Origin of the sequence: Haloarcula sp. H-GB4 (genome assembly GCF_030848575.1) — an archaeon.
In the GTDB taxonomy this organism is placed as follows: domain Archaea; phylum Halobacteriota; class Halobacteria; order Halobacteriales; family Haloarculaceae; genus Haloarcula.
Genome location: NZ_JAVDDX010000001.1, coordinates 1,078,370 through 1,096,279, shown reverse-complemented (window position 1 = coordinate 1,096,279; position 17,910 = coordinate 1,078,370). Strand labels below are relative to the sequence as shown.

The window sequence follows — 17,910 nt, the reverse complement described above, 5'->3', positions numbered from 1 at the left end:
GAACACCCGGGGCGACATACAATGGTTCTCAAGACAGGCGCGGGCGTGCTCGCTGACAGGCGGCGACTGCCAACGGCGCTACGGGCGGTGCTGGGATACTATGCGGACACCGGCGTGTTCGACGCCGGCAGTCTCTCGCTGAAATCTGAGATCGACGACCGCACCGAGGCGATGGTCGACGACGTAACCGACCGCATCGAGGACGCCCTCGAAGACGAGTTCGGCTGGCCGGTCGAGTTCTCCTACGACACGAAGCTTATCCTGCCAGCACAGCTGACGCTGGGCTACATCTACCGCAATGCCCGTCAGCAGGCACCCGGCGATCCTGTCATCGATGCTATCGCCGACGGCGTGCCGACCGTCGACGAGACGGCGCTGGAACAGGGGCCAGCACAGGACCTTGCGCCCCGCGAGATGGTCGTCCGCGCGGAGCAGATGACTCGCCTCTCCATCGAGGCACTCATCGATGGCGACATGCGCGACGCGATCAACGACGACGAGTTCGAGGATTTCGAGGTTGACTTTGACGCGAGTGAAGCCGACCGCCGCCGCGTCGCCGAGGTCGCCCAGTCCGCGCTACAGTCCCACCTCGACGGCCTGTTGGAAGATATGCCGCCTGTTGTCGAGAACGCGTACCAGTGGGCCGTCGACTACAGCGAAGCGCACCAGAACCGCGACGACTACTTCCGGGAGCTGATGACTGCAGCCGAGGACGGTGATGCCGATGCCCTGACTGATATCCGCGAAGCATACAAATTTGCTGAGTACGACGAGGAGCCAGCGACCCTCACCGAGACAGAGAAGGGACTCCCCTACAGCAAGACCCAGTACGCTCGCGTGGGCGTCCTCTACGACGGGATGCTTGACCTCTATCGGCTCGCCGGCCTCGATATCGACGATGAGTTCGCGAAGGCCATCGTCCTCGCCATCATCGGCGCGCAGGTGTGGCTCGACGACGTGGACGACTACGACGACGACCGCGCTGAGGGGCAACTGACGCCTGTCACCGCCGAGTACCTGCTCGCGCCCGACGACGAAGCCGCCTATCGACGCGTCGTCGATGTGACCGAACAGTACCTTGATCTCGCGAAGTCGTATGCGACGGCCGCCGACTCGCCGCTGACCGGCGTCGCTGTCGAGTACATCTACCGCTCCGGCGACCCGGATGTCCTGCCTGGCAAGCCTGAGTAGGCACACGGGCGACATCGACACCAAGCACCAGAGTTTATATCCCGCCGCCCGCACCGAGATTTGAATGCTCCATTCGTGGGTGGGTAGGGTCGTCGCTATCTGTGGACTGCTGGCTGTGCTGTTTGCACTCATGGTCGGACTGGGGGCGACCACGCCCACTCCGGCACTGGGTGACTACCCCGATGGAAATGCGATGGCCCAGCATCCCGACACTCACGTTGGCGAATCTGTTCAGGTGACTGGCGCGGTGACTGGGACCGAGCCGGTCGAGATCGCCGTCGAGTACGAGTACGCTGCCAATGGTGAGTACCACAGCGGCACGCTCACGGTTACGGTCCAGAACATCGACAGAGCTGTCGCCGAAGGCGAATCGCTGCAGGTGTACGGGACGCTCGGCTCAGACCGGACCATCACCGCGGAGAACAGCGTGAGCGTGCCCGCGACAAATTACACTGCGATGTACCTCGTCTCTGCCATCGCCGGCCTGTGGACCCTCGGACGGCTAGTCTGTGGCTGGCGGCTGAACTGGCAAACGGGGGCACTGTGCCGGCGTGAGGAACCACTCCGGCCGATACAGACGCTCCGCACACGGGTGCAGGAGGTGCGTACCTGATGCCGGACCTGCTTTCGCACGCTTTCATCGCGTTCACCATCTGTACCCTCCTGTCGCTACGGTACGACTGGCTCACTGGGGAGTATGTCACTGTGGGTATGGCGGGCGCGTTCATTCCGGATATGGCGAAGATCATGATTCTTGTAGATGCTGCGGCCGTCGAGGCGGTGCTGGACACCCCGTTTGACTGGATGGGCGTCCACACGCTCGGTGGCGCGTTCGTCGCCGTCCTCGTAGGGGTAGTGGTCGTGAACCGCGCCGACCGACGGCGCGTGTTCGGTCTGCTGTCGCTCGGAGCGGCCAGTCACCTGTTTGCCGATTCGCTTCTGCTGAAGGCCTCTGGGCGGTCGTACGAAGTGCTGTGGCCCCTGACACAGTACCACCCGCCCACGCCGGGGCTCTATCTGAGTACGGACATCTGGCTCACCGGCGTCACTGGGGCTGTCGCGGTGGCAGCGTGGCTGTTCGCGGCCCGCTCGTGACTATACGGATCGGTCCACTTGCCAGTCCTGTGGCCATACTTCCCGGGATGACAACTGTATTAGTATTATATTCCTAACTAGTTTGTATGGCACTCAGTGCCCGGAACAATCTCAACAGAACGATTCGTTCAGTAACGATGGATGAAGTAATGGCTGAGGTTGTCATCGAACTGGACGGTGGCGAGACAGTCACGTCGACGATTACACGGGGGTCAGCCGACCGGCTCAACCTCGCCGAAGGCGACGAGGTGTCGGCGGTAATCAAGGCCAGCGAAGTGATGGTCAACAAGGACTGAAAACGGCGTCGGCGACGCGCTCGACCCGCTTACCGCTTCCCAAGCGCCGTCTCGAACACGCGCTGTGCTCGCTCGTAGGCGGCGTTCCGGTCGACGATTGGGTGGTAGTAGTCCGGGGCCAGTTCCTTGCGTTCGCCGTCTGAGAGCGTCGGCCAGTCGACGATCTTGTCCGCCGGAACGTCACGAAGTTCCGGCACGTACTCCGTAACGTAGTCCGCCCCACTGTCGTACTTGCTCATCTGTGCGACTGGGTCGAAGATCCGCACGTCCACTGAGTCTGTCCCGGTCGAGGCCGTCCATTGCCAGCTGGCGGCGTTGTTAGCTGGGTCGTGGTCGATCAGTCGCTTCCGGAAATGCCGCGCCCCCTCGCGCCAGTCGACGAGGAGATGCTTCGTGAGGAAGGACGCAACGTTCTGGCGCGGCCGGTTGTGGATGTATCCCTCCTGTTCGAGCTGGCGCATACCGGCGTCAACGAGCGGATACCCCGTCTCGCCGCGCTTCCAGGCCTCGAAGTTGTCTTCGTCGTTTTCCCACTGAATGTGGTTTGGGAACGACTTGTAGTTCTCCGACAGCAGTGTCGGGTTGTGGTACAGCAGGTGGTAGCTCTGTTCGCGCCACGAAAGCTCGTAGCGGTACTTCTGGATGTTCCGCTGGGCGTCGCCGGTGGCTTCGGTATGTCGGTCGGACGCATCGCGCCACATCTCGCGGATGCCGATCATCCCCGCCGCGAGGTACGGGGACATCCGTGAGATGGCGCTGGTCGGCCGCTCGACGGCGGCCCGCATATCATCCCGGGTGTCGTTGTACGTCTCGATGCCGCCGGTGAGGAAGTCGTCGTACCGCTGCCGTGCGCCCTCGTAGCCGGGCGTGGGTAAGTCGATATCTGTCTCAATGGTCGGCGCTGTCGTCGGGTCCGACACGTCGACGAGTGAATCCGAGTCCGGACTGCCGACCGGCGGTAGCTTGTGGTGAGCCTGCCAGTCGTCATAGAAGCAGCTGTGGTTCTCGTACTGACTATCGAGCCCTGCCGGGTCAACGAGCACGAGGTCAGTCAGCGATTTCGTCGGGAGCGCTTTGTCGACCCGCCGCTGGCGGTTCCGCCGCACGGGCCGGTAATGCTTGTTGTAGTACACCCGGTCGGCGTCGTACTCCTCGACGACGTCTGAGAGCACCTCAACGGCGCTCCCCTTCCTGACGAGCAGGTCCCCGCCGTGGTCCCGATACGCCTGTTTCAGCGCTCGGACACCGGCCAGCAGGAATGCTCGTTGCCGCTTCCCAACGTTTGCCAGCAGGTCCGTGTCGAGAACGTACACCGACAGTACTTCGTCGTCTGCGGCGGCAGCAGTCAGCCCCCGGTTGTCCGGTATCCGAAGGTCCCGCTGGTGCCAGAAAACATGCATACTATCTGTTAGGGATACCGGCATATGGGTCCAAACCCGATTCTATTGTGTGTGCGAACGAGAGTCACGATACCGGGCGCTTTGTCTCCCACATATTGCCAACCTACCGCGGCGAAGGTTTGCGAACAAGATAGCAGTACTGTGTGAAACTGAAAAACGTCTCTCCGGCGACCTCCTGCTCCCGTAGGTCGTCCGCCCAGGCCTGTGCCGCCATCCGCCCGATGGCTCCATGGCCAGCTGCATAGTCCTCGATGAACTGCATGAGATGATACGCGAACGTCCCCGCTTCGAGCCGACTGTTGACGATGGTGTTCGGTTCGACCCGGTCGACTGTCAGCCCAGCCTCACGGAGAACCGGGGCCAGACGGGAGCCGAGCCGTGGCTGCGGGCAGTGGTCGTCAAACGCCTTGAGGACGCGGGCCATTCGCTCGGGATCTGGACTGCGCCAGACAAGCGACGAAAAGTCCGCGTCACAGACGACAGCGGACCCGCCGGGTCGCAGGACACGGGCCAGTTCTGCAACTGCCGACGCAGGTGTTTCGAGGTACTCGAACACCTGCACCGCAACGGCCGCGTCGACCGATTCGTCAGCCACTGGAAGGTTGCCAGCGCCTCCCAGTGACACGGTCACCTGCGGGAGCGGGGCACAGCGTTCCCGGGCGAGTTCAAGCATCGACTTGCTCCGGTCGATACCGTGGACGTGTCCCGCATTGCCGACCGCCCAGCCGATCTCCGCCGGCTCGAAGCCCGGTCCACAGCCAATAGAAAGAACGGTGTCGCCTGGGTCAGGTGCGAGCAGGTCCCGGACTCGCTCCCGACGCGCCGCTGCGGCCGGTGTTCTGTATATCGCTTCCTCCTGCCGGGCTTCCGCCTCGTCGTAGTTGAGCGTGTCACCCATCTTCGTACAGTCCTCAGTCAGCTGTCATAAATAAAACCATTCAGCAGAGTTACATTCGCCACAACTCGCTGCCGGGATTCATTACTAAAAACGGCCCGTCCGGGCAGTCAATAGAAGCGCAGGTAGTATACGGCGACCGCAGGCCGCCGTTTCACCGGAATCGAGGCTGCAGCCTCGATTCCGGCCTTTTTACCGTAGATTTTTGCGCCGAGTGGTGCGCGAAGCGTACCCGAGGCGCAAAAAGGTACTTAGTAGAACTCGCGGACGAGGTCCATCGCGCCCTCGGGCGCGCCGTCCGGAATCTCGGCCATCGAGCCCTCGACGCCCTCACGCTCCTCGAAGGGAACGGAGTCCTCGTCCTGATATAGGACGCCCATGTACTCTTTCTCGCTTTCGAGGATCTTGTCCTTGGCCTGGTCGCGGTCCGACGGGTCGTGGTCGGACTCGTCGAGGTCCACGATGGCATCGCGGAAGTAATCGTAGGTGTCCACGTCGTTGAACGTCACACACGGCGAGTAGACGTTCACGAAGCCGAAGCCGTCGTGTTCGACGGCCTTCTGGACGATTTCGGCGTGTCGCTGTGCGTTCGAGGAGAACGACTGCGCGATGAACGTCGCACCGGAGGCCAGCGCCAGCGCCTTCGGATTGACCGGCGGCTGGTTCGGCCCGTCAGGCGAGGTCGAGGTTTCGAAGTCCTCGCGCGAGGTCGGCGAGGCCTGCCCCTTCGTCAGCCCGTAAATACGGTTGTCCATCACGACGTAGCTCATGTCGACGTTGCGTCGCACTGCGTGGATGAAGTGGCCGGCACCGATGGAGTACCCGTCACCGTCACCGCCCGAGACCATCACTTCGAGGTCCGGGTTGGCCATCTTCACGCCGATGCCCACCGGCAGGGCGCGGCCGTGGACGCCGTGGAGCGCGTAGCTGTGCATGTACGTCCCGATCTTACCGGAACAGCCGATACCGGCGACGATGAAGGTATTGTCGGGGTCGTTGCCCGTCTCTGCCAGTGCCTTCATCATGCCGTTCATCGTCCCGAAGTCACCGCAGCCGGGACACCAGGTCGGTTGCTTGTCGGATTTGAAGTCTGTGAAGCGAACGTCGGAGCTCATTGTGTTGCCTCCCGAGGTGTGGCAAGCGTTTGCTTGATCTCGGTTGCCAGTTCGTCTGCTTTGAACCGCACGCCGTTGTACTTGTTGATGCGCTGTACCCGTTCGAGGACGTCGTGTTCGATGACGTCCGCGAACTGGCCGGTGGCGTTACACTCGACGACGATGACGTCTTCTGCGGCTTCGATCTCTTCGGAGAGGTCCGGACGCGGGAAGATGTACGGCACCGAGAGGAACCGAACGTCGTAGCCGTCCTCTTCCAGCAGCGTCAGCCCCTCGCGCAGGGCGCCTTCGTTGGAGCCCCAGGAGATGACGAGCGTGTCGGCGTCGGGGTCGCCGAATTCGCGGTAGTCGAAGTCCTCCTGCTCGCGGGCGGTCTCGACTTTCCGCTGGCGCTTGTCGACCTGCTCGATACGCACGTCCGTGTCCTCGGTCCGGCGACCGAGTTCGTCGTGTTCGAGGCCGGTCGTCATGTGCGCGCCGTCGGTCGTGCCGGGGAACGCACGCGGTGAGACGCCGTCTGCGGCCGCGAAGTGGGCCTGGAAGCGGCCCTTCTCGTCCAGCCAGGCGTCAATCTCGTTCTCGTCGACGACTTTCCCGCGGTCGATTTCGACCTCATCCATATCGAAGGTCTCGGGCGAGAAGGTCTGTTCCGTCACGGCCATTGCGAGGTCCGAGACGAGGAAGACCGGCGTCTGGTACTTTTCGGCGAGGTTGAACGCCTCGACAGTCTTCCAGAAACACTCCGAGACGGTCGTCGGGGCGACGACGAACCGCGGAATCTCGCCGTGGCCGCCGTACAGCGTCATGTTGAGGTCGCCCTGCTCCTGTTTGGTCGGCATCCCGGTCGACGGACCGGAGCGCATCACGTCACAGATGACCAGCGGCGTCTCGCTGGTGGCGACAAGCCCGAACGTCTCGGTCATCAGGTCGATACCCGGACCGGATGTGGCGGTCATGGCTCGGGCCCCCGCGCGCGCCGCACCGAGAGCCATGTTGATGGCCGACAGTTCGTCCTCGGCCTGGACGACCTTCCCGCCGAACTGATCGACGCGGCCGGTCATGTACTCCATCACGTCCGTCGCCGGTGTGATGGGGTAGCCGGCGTAGAAGCGACAGCCGGCGGCGATAGCGCCCATGCCGATGGCCTCGTCGCCGTTGAGGAGCACGTAGTCCTCGTCCGTGGTCTCCATGTTGTAGTCGAACTCGCCGAACTCCTCTTGGACGTAGTGCTGCCCCTTCCGGGCGGCTTCCTTGTTGTTCTCGACGATGGCCTCGCCCTTGTCGCCGAAGCGCTTTTCGAGGCTTTCGTCGAGATTCTCGATTGGGAAGCCGGTGACCTCACACGCCGCACCGAGGGCGACGACGTTAAGCATGATGGCCCCACCCGCGTCCTCTGCGAGCCGTTTCAGCGGTACTTCGAGTGCCGTCGCGTCGCCGGGAACTTCCACGTCCTGCATCGTCGAGCGCTCGCCGTCGTAGATGATGACGGAATCCTCGTGGAGTTCGTCCTCGTTCTCGTGGATGGTGCGCTCTGTGAGTGCGATCAGGATGTCGAGGCGGTCGACGACACTCTCGACGCGGTCGACTGACGTCCGTACCTTGTAGGCAGTGTACCCGCCACGGATGCGGGAGGCGAAGTCCTTTGAGGTGAAAACGTGTCGACCAGCCCGAGAGAGTGCCTGCGCGAAAATCTTCCCGGTGGAGTCGATTCCATCGCCGGCTTCGCCGCCGATGGCCCAGTTCAGGTCCTCTGGCATTATATCCCTCGGGTAGCCAGCGTGGTAGGAAAAGCCTTCCGTAACCGCCCGCGCGCGCACTACTCGTCTTCGAGTGAATACCGGGGTAGTTTCGAGTGAAAAGCGGCATAATCACCCGTATGTTAGAAAATAGCGGCAATAAGATCTGCCGGACGGGAAACTCCGCGACCGTAACCCCCTTGCCCAGTCACGGCAACTCTCAGGTATGGATGAACAAGTCCTCGACGTGGTTGCCGTCCGAGATGTCGGGCCGGACACCGTGGCGATCGACTTCGAGACACCGGACACCTTCGACGCACAGCCCGGTCAGTTTGTCAAGCTGACGCTGGGCGTCGACGGGGAGGATATCTCGCGGTTCTACACAATCTCCTCGCCGACGGTCGATGAAGCGTTGGAGATTACCGTCGGTATCGACCCCGACGGCGAGCTAGCCCCCCAGCTCGGCGCGCTCGAAGCGGGCGACGGTGTCCGCATCGCCGGGCCGTTCGGGTCGGATTATTACGAAGGCGAAAGTCGCGCTGTCGTCCTCGCCGGTGGTCCCGGTGTCGGTCCAGCCGTGGGTATCGCCGAGCGCGCGCTGGACGACGGCAACGAGGCCGCAGTCGTGTATCAGGACGATGCACCGGTCCACGAGGAGCGGCTGGACGCGCTCGCCGATGCCGGGGCGCTCGTCGCGGTCATCGGCAGCGAGGAGTCCCTGACCGAGCCAGTCGCCGACGCCGTCGAGGACGGCGGGCAGGTGTTCATTTACGGCTTCGCGGACTTCCTCGACGCCGCCACGGAAGCGCTGGAAGCTGCTGGGGTCAACACTGACGACGCGAAGGTCGAAAACTTCGGATAGGTCAGTCGAGTGCCGTTCGGGCGCTGTCTTATCGGCTGGCTCCCTACGATAGACCGCTAGTAGCGGTATTATTGCTCCTCACCGGCGTCCGACGCTCGAACGGTCATCACCGGGACCGGCGAGGTTCGGACCAGTTTTTCGGCAACGCTGCCCAGTAGGTAGCGGTCGATGCCGGTGCGGCCGTGAGTTCCGATGACGACGAGGTCGGCATCAGCTTCCTCAATAGCGTCGAGGATGGCCCGATACGGGACGCCCTGTGTGATTGCTGTCTCAACGGTTTCGACTCCCAGCTTCGAGAGTCGGTCAGATGCATCCTCGACAGCATCCGTCGCGACCGACTCCAGTTCGTCAACGATAACGCTTGACCCGACATCGACACCGAGCGACCGCGTGTCCACGACCGAAACGAGACGAACAGTGGCATCGGTTGCGCTTGCGAGTGTGCCCGTCGGTTCGATAGCTGCCTCCGCGCCGCTACTGCCATCAGTTGGGAGCAGAATGTCGTCGAATGAGACGGTTCCCGGCTCCGCGTCGGCTTTGACAGAAAGGACTGGCACGTCGGCGAGGCGGACGACCTTTTCCGTAACGCTACCGAGGAGGAACCGCCGGACGCCGGTTCGGCCGTGCGTTCCCATGACAATGAGATCGATACCGGTCTCGTCGGCGTAGTCGAGAATCGCGTCATGAACGACTCCTTCGCGGACGGCGGGGGTAACAGACAGATCCTCGGTGTCGACGTGGTCGGCCTGGGACTCGATGAAGGCTTCCGCCGGGGAGTCGCCGTCGTAGTCCCAGTCGTCCGTCGGTCCGTGCTCATCAACGACAGAGAGGACGTGGACAGTGGCGTCGTGAGTGCTTGCAAGCGTCGCGGCGGCCTCAAACGCGCGCTCGGAACCGGGACTTCCGTCGGTCGGCACGAGGATACTATCGAACATCGGTTGGTGTCGCTGTTCACCGCCGCCGGTGATAAAGTATCGTGGCGGATGGAGGAACTGGCCGGGAGACGGCGACGGTGGTGCCACAAGAACAGAACAAAGCCTATAACAATCGGATGCCAACTTCTCCCATGCGCGAGGCAAGTCGGACGACGCGCCAGCGCATCGCTGACCAACTACGCGACGAAGCGATGGCCGCCGGGACAATCGCGAACGAGTTCGAAATACAGACCAGCGACGCGCTCACGCACGTAGAGCATATCTCGAAATCTCTGGAATCGACCGACGAACAGCTCCTCGTTGCTCCACCCGAGTGCGAGGAGTGCGGCTTCACGGACTTTGATGACCTGACGAACCGACCGAGTCGATGCCCAGAGTGCAAATGCGAGGCCGTCTCGGAGCCGGCGTACCGGATCAGCTGACAGGAGAACGACTCCCAGCGGCATCGGTTCTGTGCGCTCAGTTCCCGGAGAAGCCGATGCGACCGCGCGACGAGAGGTCGTGGTCGCCGGACGGCCCCTGATTTTCGAACTCATAGCGCTCGTCGGTCAGGTAGACGTCACCGTCCTCGGTAGTGATAGCGACTTCCTCCAGCACCGCCCCCTCGCAGGGGCCGTAGTTACACAGCCCCGAATCGGATTCGAACGTCGCCCCGTGTTTCTCACACACGAGTTGCCCATTGCGAACCGTCGCCCCACTGCCTTTGTCCAGTCGGACATCTGTCCAGTGTGGACAGTAGTTCTCGAACGCGACGACCGCGTCGGACAACTCGACAATAATCGCTTCCTTCGTGTCGAACCCGTCGCGAACAGTGAACAGAAACGTTCCGTCATCAGGTACCTCTTCCAGCGCGACGATACGGCTGTCCTCGTCCATACTACACACAGGTAAGGAAGTAAGGCGTTTCAAACCGCCGGTCCCGGCCCTATTCTCGTATCGAAGGGACGACGCTAGGACCGAGTCGGCCTCAGTAGTGTCGCTCCTCGATTCGCTCGTCGAACAGCCGCTGGAGGAGCTTTGTCATCGGTCCGCTTCCCACGGAGATGCCGTCGACGGTCGCAATGGGGCGGATCTCCCACGTCGAGTTCGTGAGAAACGCCTCATCGGCGTCGCGCAGGGCATCGAGCGAGTAGTGGCCGGTTTCGACGGGGAAATCCTCGCCTCGGGCGATGTCCATCACCACGTCGCGGGTAACGCCCGGTAGCAGGTCGAGGTCCGTACTCGGTGTCCGGAGACCGTTGTCCGTGACGAAAAAGAGGTTGCTCGTCGCTCCTTCGGCCAGATTCCCATCCGTGTCCCGGATGAGACACTCGTCGGCTGGTTCGCCGCCGGCGGCGGCTTTCCGGAGTTCCAGCCGCCCGAGAATCCCGTTGAGATAGTTGTGCGTCTTCGCGTCCGCCGGGACGGCCTCGCTGGGAATCCGCCGGGTCCTGATCGTCTGGACCGACGCCGGTTCGTCCCAGACACGCTCGCCGTCAAGGCCGCCCCGTGGCAGTCCCTTACAAATGACGACGACTGTGGGGTCAACGTCGCTCCCTGGCGTCAGCTTTCCGGGCTGGACGCCCCGCGTGACAGATAGCCGGACGTACGCCTCCTCCAGATCGTTAGCCGTGAGCGTCTCGTCAACGCGCTCCCGGAGGTCACCGGGCACGGCGTCGGCGAAGCCCAGCGTCTCGGCCGTCCGCCGGAGGCGGTCGCGGTGGGCGTCCCACCGGAACGGCTCGCCGCCGTAGGCCCGAAGCGTCTCGAACGCCGCGTCGCCGTACATGAACCCGCGGTCGCGCACCGATACCGTCGCCTCGTCCTCGGGGACGAGCGTTCCGTTTACGTGGTATTGCATAGCAGGCAGAAGTTCTCGATCATGGTCTTTCCGTGGTCGGTCAGGATGCTTTCGGGATGGAACTGGACGCCGATATGCGGGCGGTCGTTGTGGCGGACGCCCATGACGACCTGCGACTCGTCAGTGCCGTCGGCAGTGGCAGCGTCGGCTGACTCCGGTACCGTAGCGGCTCCAGCGTCCTCGTCACTGACGGTGTACGCTGTCTCGGTCAGCACGTCGGGGAGGTGCTCGCGGTCGACCGCCAGCGAGTGGTAGCGACCGACGTCGAACGAGTCCGGAATATCTTCGAACACACCAGTACCGTCGTGGGTAACCGACGAAGATTTGCCGTGGACGACCGCCTCGGCGTGGCCGACTGGTGCACCATTGGCCGCACACAGCGCCTGGTGGCCGAGACAGACTCCCAGCGTCGGGTACTCCAACTCTTCGAATGTCGGCATCGAGACGCCCGCCTCCTCGGGCGTCCCCGGCCCCGGCGAGACGACGATGCCGTCGGGGTCCATCTCCTGGATACCTTCGACATCAATGGCGTCGTTGCGCCGGACGATGACATCGTCCTCAGTCCCGCCGAGGCGGAGGACCACCTCGCCGACGTACTGGACGAGGTTGTACGCGAAGGAATCGTAGTTGTCGATGACCAGCACGGTCGGAGCCAGCGAGTCCGCCGGGCCACTCCCATCGCCGGTGTTGCCGGCATGGGGACCACTCATTGCTGTTCCTCCATCGCTAGGTCGACGCGCCGCCCCAGCGCCTCGTCAACGGCGTTGACGAGCGCGCGGCCCTTGTCCAGCGTCTCCTGATACTCGCTGTCGGGGTCCGAATCGTGGACCACGCCGGCACCGACGCGGAGGTGGTACTCCTCAGCGTACCGAACCAGCGTTCTGATAACGATGTTCAGCGTCGCCCGGCCGTCGAAGCCGAACAGGCCGATAGAGCCGGTGTACGGTCCCCGTCGCGTGGCCTCGACCTCGTCGATAATCTCCATCGTCCGGGGTTTGGGCGCACCCGTGATGGTGCCGCCGGGGAACACCGCGGCAATGGCGTCCTGCAGCGACGCGCCGTCACGGAGTCGGCCTTCGACGACAGAAACGAGGTGCATCACCTCTGAGTAGCGGTCGACGCGGCGGTAGTCCGACACCTCGACGCTCCCGAATTTGCTCACTTTCCCGAGGTCGTTGCGTTCCAGGTCGACGAGCATCGCGTGCTCGGCCCGTTCCTTCTCGTCGTCGAGCAGGTCCCCCTCCAGTCGGTCGTCGGCCTCAGGCGTCTCGCCACGCGGCCTGGTACCGGCGATGGGTTCGGTCTCGATCCGGTCGCCGTCACGGTGCAAGAGGAGTTCTGGACTGGCACTGACGAGGTCGACGCCGGGGAACTCAAGCAGTGCGGAGTACGGTGCAGGGTTCACAGTTCGAAGTGCGTCGAAGGCCTCGACCGGGTGGACTGCGGCGGGTGCGCGGAGGCGTTGTGAGACGTTCGCCTGGAACGTGTCGCCCTCGCGGATGGACTGCTTGACTGTTTGGACCCGATTAGCAAACGACTCGCGCGTGCAGTCACTCTCGAAGGTCGCTTCGTCGGCCTCAACCGGCGGGTCCTCGACGGCAGGGTCGCCCTGCACGGCCGCCCGTGCGAGGTCAAGGGCATGTTGCTTGCCGAACTCGTAGGCTAGTTCGGGTGTCTCGAAATCACCGACCCGCGGACAGGCTGTCACGCGCAGCGTCACCGACTCACCGCGGGGTTCCTCCCAGGCGGCGAAGCGGTCGTATCGAGCTATCTGTAAGTTCGGGAGCGCACGGTCGGCGTCGGCACTGTCGGGCAGGGACTCCAGTTCCCGTGCCACGTCGTATGAGAGCCACCCGACGGCCCCGCAGGGATACGGTATGTCGCAGTCACCGCGAACCAGCTGTTCGCCGTCGAGAAACTCAGTCAGTGCGGCGAGGGTGTCACCCGCTCTCGGGTCGACTTCGCGGAAGTCCGCCGGAGCGGTCCCGAAGTAGCCCCACCCAGACTGGCCGCCGGTGGTCGCCAGATACACGCCGCCGGTCTCATCGCGCGCCCGGCGGTAGGCGAGAAACGGGTCATCAACGTCCACTCGAACCTCGACAGGGACGCGCGCCTCTGCGGGCGCGTCGGCTGCGAGGTCGGTGAACGTAGTCCGGTCGGTTTCGACCGTTGGCATTACCGAACGAAAACAGTGCGGCGACTAATTCCCTTGCGGTTCGGCGCAAAAAGATGGACCGCCAGTGGTCTTAGAAGTCTTCGGCCCGCTCGATCCAGCCCGAAACACGGCTCTCTGAGAGGTCGGTGTCCGCGGCGATGTCTGCTGCATCCGCAGCGGCCAGTTCGCCCACTGTCTCGATACCAATATCCGCGAGTCGGTCGGCGTAGGCGGGGCCGATTCCCTTGATGTCCGTGACGGGGGCAGTACTTCCCTCGTCCTCGGTCCCGGCTGCGTCTTCGTCGTCAGCCTCGGCCGGGTCCTCGTCAGCGGTGGCCGCCGAGTCGCTGGCTTCGTCGTTGGCCGCCGTTTCTGGCTCGGTGTCTGTGGAGGAATTATCGGTCGCAGATGCCGATTCGTCGTCGGTGGTGGCCGGTGACGCGGCAGTTTCCGATTCGTCTGTCTGAGCAGGTGTCGCACTCCCATCCCCTGATTCAGTACCGTCCCCAGCCGCGGTATCAGATGTGTGGGTCTCGGTAGTCGTCGCGGTGTTCGTCCCTTTCACAGCGTCTTCGTCTTCAGTAGAGGGCTCTCGCTCGACGGTCACGTCCACGTCGCGATTGGTTCCCGACGTGGATGACCCAGTCCCGTCAAGCCCGAGGGCGGATTTCAATTTCTGAAGCAGACCCATACGTGAACGTATTTATCCCCCACACAAATCTCTTGCTGGTGACCGCTCCGCTACAGGTGTTCGCGCAACTGGTCGTTCATCCTGCCCACGGGCGCGTCCTCGCCAGTCCAACGTTCAAACGCCTCAACCCCCTGATACAGGAGCATCCACGCGCCGTCAACAGTCGTCGCGCCAGCGGCCGCCGCGTCCTGTAGCAGGCGGGTCTCGATCGGCGTGTACACCGCATCGAGCACCGCGAGGCCGCTGTGTAGCGCGTCGGTGGGAACCGGCGTCTCGTCTTCCTCCATCCCAACGCTGGTACAGTTGACGAGGATGTCGGCGTCCGCAAGCAGGCCGGAGAGCGATTCGAGCCCATGGCCGGACGCGTCCGGGACCTCGTCGGCGAGTGCGTCGGCTTTTGACTCGGTACGGTTTGCGACCCGCACCGACAGTCCCTCATCGGCGAGGCCGAACGCGACCGCTCGCCCCGCACCGCCGGCCCCGACGACGACCGCCGTGCCCGACAGCGACACGTCGTGGTGGTCCAGCGCTCGGACTGCACCGATCGCGTCGGTGTTGTAGCCCGTCGGTGTCCCGCCGTCAAAGGCGACAGTGTTGACCGCACCAATGCGCTCGGCGAGCGGCGCGGGGTTAACGGCGTCTAGCACGTCCTGCTTGAACGGAATCGTGACGTTGAGGCCGTCGACTCCGAGCGTCTCTGCCGCTTCGATGGCTTTGGTACCAGAGTCCGCTGGTGGTTCGAACGTGACGTAGCGTGCAGCAAGTCCCAGTGCCTCGTAGCCTGCCTCGTGCATCGGCGGCGATAGCGAGTGCCCGACCGGGTTGCCGATGAGTCCGTAAACGTCCATATCAACGCCAGCGCGCCCCGGTCGTATCAACGCCACGCTCTGTGGGAAGCACGGCCTCGGGCCGACACTTTCGCAAGCTTTTCAGCCGAACCCAGCCACACTTCCGACAGTGAGTCGTTTTCGCCATCCACTGATGCAAGTCGCAGTCGCGCTGGCCCTGACTGTCGGCTGGATTTACTTATTCATTTCCGGCATCGAGGTCGGGAACGTGACCACCGTCGCAGTCAGTGGGCTCGCCGTCCTCGGGGCGTCGTTCCTCCTGGCCTGGGGCGCTGAAACCGCCGAGAAAGACGTACCGAGGGCGTTCGCTATCGCTGTTCTCGCTATCCTCGCCGTGGCTCCCGAGTACGCCGTCGACGCGCTGTACGCCTGGAACGCCGGGGCTGGTGGTGCGACAACGGAAGCCTGTCGCCAGTTCACGGCGGCAGAAATCGAGTCCGCGACCGGGGGGCTTGCTCGCGCCTGTCACGACGCAAACCTCGCGATTGCGAACATGACCGGCGCGAACCGCATCCTCATCGGCATCGGCTGGGCGGGCATCGCTGTGTTCACCGTCTGGCGCGCCGCAAAGACGCGGGACCCCGCAGTCACGAAACGCGATGGCTTCCTGAAAGACGCCGTCCAGCTTGACACCGACATCGCAACCGAGATTTCTTTCCTCTTTCTGGCGACGCTGTGGGCGTTTCTCGTCCCTCTTGGCGGCGGTATCGGTATCCTCGATACGCTGTTCCTGGTCGGCCTCTACGTCGCGTACATCGGCCTCGTGCTCAAGTCCGACATCGAACACAGCGAGCACACTGTGGGCGTGCCAAAGTACTTCCAGGAGTGGTCGCTGCCGTGGCGGCCGCTCGTCGTCCTAGTGCTGTTTGGCTACTCTGGCGCGATGATATTCACTGCAGTCGAGCCGTTCGCCCACGGCCTCGAAGAGATCGGCGTCGCGAACGGCATCCCCGAGTTCTTCATGATCCAGTGGGTTGCTCCGCTGGCCAGTGAGTCACCCGAACTCATCGTCGTCGCCGTGCTGGTCAACAAAGCCCGGTCGACCGCCGGGTTCAACGCCCTCATCTCCTCGAAACTCAATCAGTGGACGCTGCTCATCGGGACCATCGCGGTGGTGTACTCAATCGCGCTCGGCGGGTACGGTGTCCTGCCGTTCGACGCCAGACAGGGCGCGGAGATCTGGATTACAGCGGCCCAGTCCTTCTTCGCGCTCGCCATTCTGGTCAACTTCGAGATCAGTATCCGCGAAGCAGTCGGACTGTTCGCGCTGTTCATATCACAGGTGGTCCTAGAGTTCGTCATCATCAGGGACCTCATCGCTGTGCCGATATCGAGTCACGACCTCCTGCTGGCGTATACGGGCCTCTACGTCGCCCTCGGTGTGGGACTGTTCGTCCAGCGCCGCAAGGCGCTGAAACATCTATTCGGACTGGCCGGTGACGCTGTCCGGTCCGCGATGGGCCGTGAACCAGTCCATCTGGAGAACGCCGATTGATGCTTGGAATCGTTGTCTCACATGCCGACGCGGCGTCGACTCACATCGGGGAGCACCTTCGCACCCTGCGGGGCTGGGAGCCAAGCGTCGACGAGACGCGACCCGCTTCCGAGGGCGGCGGCACGGTGTACCGAACAGACAGCGTCGAACTCCGCGAGTTCGAGGCGTTACATTTGGACATCGAAAACGTCGCGGCGGCGTTTGACGATCTAGACCTGCTGGTGTTCGCTTCAAAACACGCCGGCGAGACGGACGAACTCCTGACGGCTCACCACACTGGGAACTTCGGCGTCGCGGAGTACGGCGGCGAAGACGGGCAGTTCGCCCGCGCCTGTCCCGGTGCTCACAAGGCCGTGGTGTCAGCGCTCCAGCGCCACGCCCCGCCGGACTACGAGGTTGGGATGGAGTGTACGCACCACGGCCCGACAGACGTCGGCGTCCCGTCGATGTTCGTCGAAGTCGGCAGCGCGGAGCCACAGTGGGAGGACCCTGACGCCGCCGAAGCCGCCGCCAGAGCGATACTGGACCTCGCCGACGAACCGGCTGACAGGCCACGTGAGAACGGGACGCGCCGCCACCTCCTCGGCGTCGGCGGCGGCCACTACGCCCCGCGGTTCGAGCGGGTCGTCCGTGAGACGGACTGGGCGGTCGGCCACCTTGCCGCCAACTGGTCGTTAGACGCGCTGGCGGAGTGGGCCGACAGCGACGAGGAGCACGACACCGTTCTCGACCGCGCCTTCCGGGCCAGCGCGGCCGACTACGCCCTCATGGAGGGCGACCGGCCGGACCTCACGGCTGCCATCGAGTCGCTGGGCTACCGCGTCGTCAGCGAGACGTTCGTTCAGGAGACGACCGGTGTCGACCTTGGCCTCGTCGAGACGCTGGAAGACGCTGTCCGGCCGGTCGACGACGGGCTCAGGTTCGGGGAGCTCGCACCCGGATACGATGGCGAGTGGACCGTACTCGACCTCCCGGACGAACTGATCTCGGACGTGCGCGGCATCGATAGTGCGGCATTGCGTGAGACTATCGACCGCCAGTCTATCGCGTACGCGACCGAGCAAAACGGCACCGTGCTCACCGGACCGATTGTCTGTCCAGCGATGACGGAGCTAGAAGCGGTCGTCGACCCGCTCGTCGAAATTCTCGAACGGCGCTTCGACAGCGTCGAGCGAAACGCGGACGAACTCATTGCCCGCGAGACAGCGTTCGATCCGGACCTCGCGCGAACTGCTGATATCCCTGAAGGACCGAAGTTCGGGAAACTCGCCTCGGGCGAATCGGTCGAAATCGATGGCGAAGAGATCAACCCGAAGCGGTTCCAGCGCGAGCGTATACGTCGATATACGTTGTGAA

General features: G+C 63.5%; 19 protein-coding genes. 8 read left to right on the top strand and 11 right to left on the bottom strand.

The window, feature by feature from the left end:
- Positions 1-21 precede the first annotated feature (21 nt).
- From RBH20_RS05695 to RBH20_RS05680, 4 genes are all read left to right on the top strand, one after another.
- The gene (locus RBH20_RS05695; RefSeq protein ID WP_306706410.1) at positions 22-1,191 is read left to right on the top strand and encodes a hypothetical protein; all 1,170 of its coding nucleotides are present in this window, start codon (positions 22-24) and stop codon (positions 1,189-1,191) included.
- A gap of 64 nt (positions 1,192-1,255) precedes the next feature.
- Positions 1,256-1,804 carry a hypothetical protein gene (locus tag RBH20_RS05690; RefSeq protein ID WP_306706407.1) on the top strand — a complete coding sequence of 183 codons (549 nt, stop codon included), beginning with the start codon at positions 1,256-1,258 and terminating at the stop codon, positions 1,802-1,804.
- Positions 1,804-2,286 carry a metal-dependent hydrolase gene (locus RBH20_RS05685; protein ID WP_306706405.1) on the top strand — a complete coding sequence of 161 codons (483 nt, stop codon included), beginning with the start codon at positions 1,804-1,806 and terminating at the stop codon, positions 2,284-2,286. The genes RBH20_RS05690 and RBH20_RS05685 overlap by 1 nt, the downstream gene beginning before the upstream one ends.
- Before the next feature lie 86 nt (positions 2,287-2,372).
- Positions 2,373-2,582, top strand: coding sequence for a molybdopterin-binding protein (locus tag RBH20_RS05680; RefSeq protein ID WP_306706403.1), 210 nt, complete (start codon positions 2,373-2,375; stop codon positions 2,580-2,582).
- Positions 2,583-2,611: 29 nt separating this feature from the next.
- Here RBH20_RS05680 and RBH20_RS05675 read toward each other — a convergent pair whose 3' ends face one another.
- The 4 genes from RBH20_RS05675 to RBH20_RS05660 form a co-directional block, all read right to left on the bottom strand.
- The gene (locus RBH20_RS05675) at positions 2,612-3,982 is read right to left on the bottom strand and encodes a deoxyribodipyrimidine photo-lyase (protein ID WP_306706401.1); all 1,371 of its coding nucleotides are present in this window, start codon (positions 3,980-3,982) and stop codon (positions 2,612-2,614) included.
- Positions 3,983-4,085: 103 nt separating this feature from the next.
- On the bottom strand, positions 4,086-4,880 hold the full coding sequence (locus RBH20_RS05670; protein WP_306706399.1) for a class I SAM-dependent methyltransferase: 795 nt from the start codon (positions 4,878-4,880) through the stop codon (positions 4,086-4,088).
- 248 nt (positions 4,881-5,128) lie between these two features.
- Entirely contained in the window at positions 5,129-5,992 is an 864-nt protein-coding gene (locus RBH20_RS05665; protein ID WP_306706397.1) for a 2-oxoacid:ferredoxin oxidoreductase subunit beta, read from the bottom strand.
- Positions 5,989-7,749: a 2-oxoacid:acceptor oxidoreductase subunit alpha gene (locus tag RBH20_RS05660; RefSeq protein WP_306706395.1), complete on the bottom strand. Its 1,761-nt coding sequence runs from the start codon at positions 7,747-7,749 to the stop codon at positions 5,989-5,991. Before RBH20_RS05660 ends, RBH20_RS05665 begins: the two co-directional genes overlap by 4 nt.
- Positions 7,750-7,954: 205 nt before the next feature.
- Here RBH20_RS05660 and RBH20_RS05655 point away from each other — a divergent pair, with 205 nt between their 5' ends.
- Positions 7,955-8,590 (top strand): FAD-dependent oxidoreductase, encoded by a 636-nt coding sequence (locus tag RBH20_RS05655; protein ID WP_306706393.1) that lies wholly within the window; start codon positions 7,955-7,957, stop codon positions 8,588-8,590.
- 68 nt (positions 8,591-8,658) lie between these two features.
- Here the strand turns inward: RBH20_RS05655 and RBH20_RS05650 are convergent, their stop codons facing one another.
- Positions 8,659-9,525, bottom strand: coding sequence for a universal stress protein (locus RBH20_RS05650; protein ID WP_306706390.1), 867 nt, complete (start codon positions 9,523-9,525; stop codon positions 8,659-8,661).
- A gap of 131 nt (positions 9,526-9,656) precedes the next feature.
- Here RBH20_RS05650 and RBH20_RS05645 point away from each other — a divergent pair, with 131 nt between their 5' ends.
- Positions 9,657-9,947 carry a transcriptional regulator gene (locus RBH20_RS05645; RefSeq protein ID WP_004592932.1) on the top strand — a complete coding sequence of 97 codons (291 nt, stop codon included), beginning with the start codon at positions 9,657-9,659 and terminating at the stop codon, positions 9,945-9,947.
- A 37-nt stretch (positions 9,948-9,984) separates the two neighbouring features.
- Here the strand turns inward: RBH20_RS05645 and RBH20_RS05640 are convergent, their stop codons facing one another.
- From RBH20_RS05640 to RBH20_RS05615, 6 genes are all read right to left on the bottom strand, one after another.
- Positions 9,985-10,401, bottom strand: coding sequence for a Rieske 2Fe-2S domain-containing protein (locus tag RBH20_RS05640; RefSeq protein ID WP_306706386.1), 417 nt, complete (start codon positions 10,399-10,401; stop codon positions 9,985-9,987).
- A gap of 91 nt (positions 10,402-10,492) precedes the next feature.
- Entirely contained in the window at positions 10,493-11,365 is an 873-nt protein-coding gene (locus RBH20_RS05635) for an aminotransferase class IV (protein ID WP_306706383.1), read from the bottom strand.
- Positions 11,350-12,075, bottom strand: coding sequence for an aminodeoxychorismate/anthranilate synthase component II (locus RBH20_RS05630; protein WP_306706381.1), 726 nt, complete (start codon positions 12,073-12,075; stop codon positions 11,350-11,352). Before RBH20_RS05630 ends, RBH20_RS05635 begins: the two co-directional genes overlap by 16 nt.
- Complete coding sequence (pabB, locus tag RBH20_RS05625) at positions 12,072-13,541, bottom strand: aminodeoxychorismate synthase, component I (protein ID WP_306706378.1); 1,470 nt, start codon at positions 13,539-13,541, stop codon at positions 12,072-12,074. The genes RBH20_RS05630 and pabB overlap by 4 nt, the downstream gene beginning before the upstream one ends.
- Positions 13,542-13,611: 70 nt before the next feature.
- Entirely contained in the window at positions 13,612-14,211 is a 600-nt protein-coding gene (locus tag RBH20_RS05620; RefSeq protein ID WP_306706376.1) for a helix-hairpin-helix domain-containing protein, read from the bottom strand.
- 50 nt (positions 14,212-14,261) lie between these two features.
- Complete coding sequence (locus RBH20_RS05615; RefSeq protein WP_306706374.1) at positions 14,262-15,059, bottom strand: shikimate dehydrogenase; 798 nt, start codon at positions 15,057-15,059, stop codon at positions 14,262-14,264.
- Between the two features lie 133 nt (positions 15,060-15,192).
- Here RBH20_RS05615 and RBH20_RS05610 point away from each other — a divergent pair, with 133 nt between their 5' ends.
- Positions 15,193-16,554 carry a sodium:calcium antiporter gene (locus RBH20_RS05610; protein WP_306707485.1) on the top strand — a complete coding sequence of 454 codons (1,362 nt, stop codon included), beginning with the start codon at positions 15,193-15,195 and terminating at the stop codon, positions 16,552-16,554.
- Positions 16,554-17,909, top strand: coding sequence for a D-aminoacyl-tRNA deacylase (locus tag RBH20_RS05605; protein WP_306706372.1), 1,356 nt, complete (start codon positions 16,554-16,556; stop codon positions 17,907-17,909). Before RBH20_RS05610 ends, RBH20_RS05605 begins: the two co-directional genes overlap by 1 nt.
- Position 17,910 lies beyond the last annotated feature (1 nt).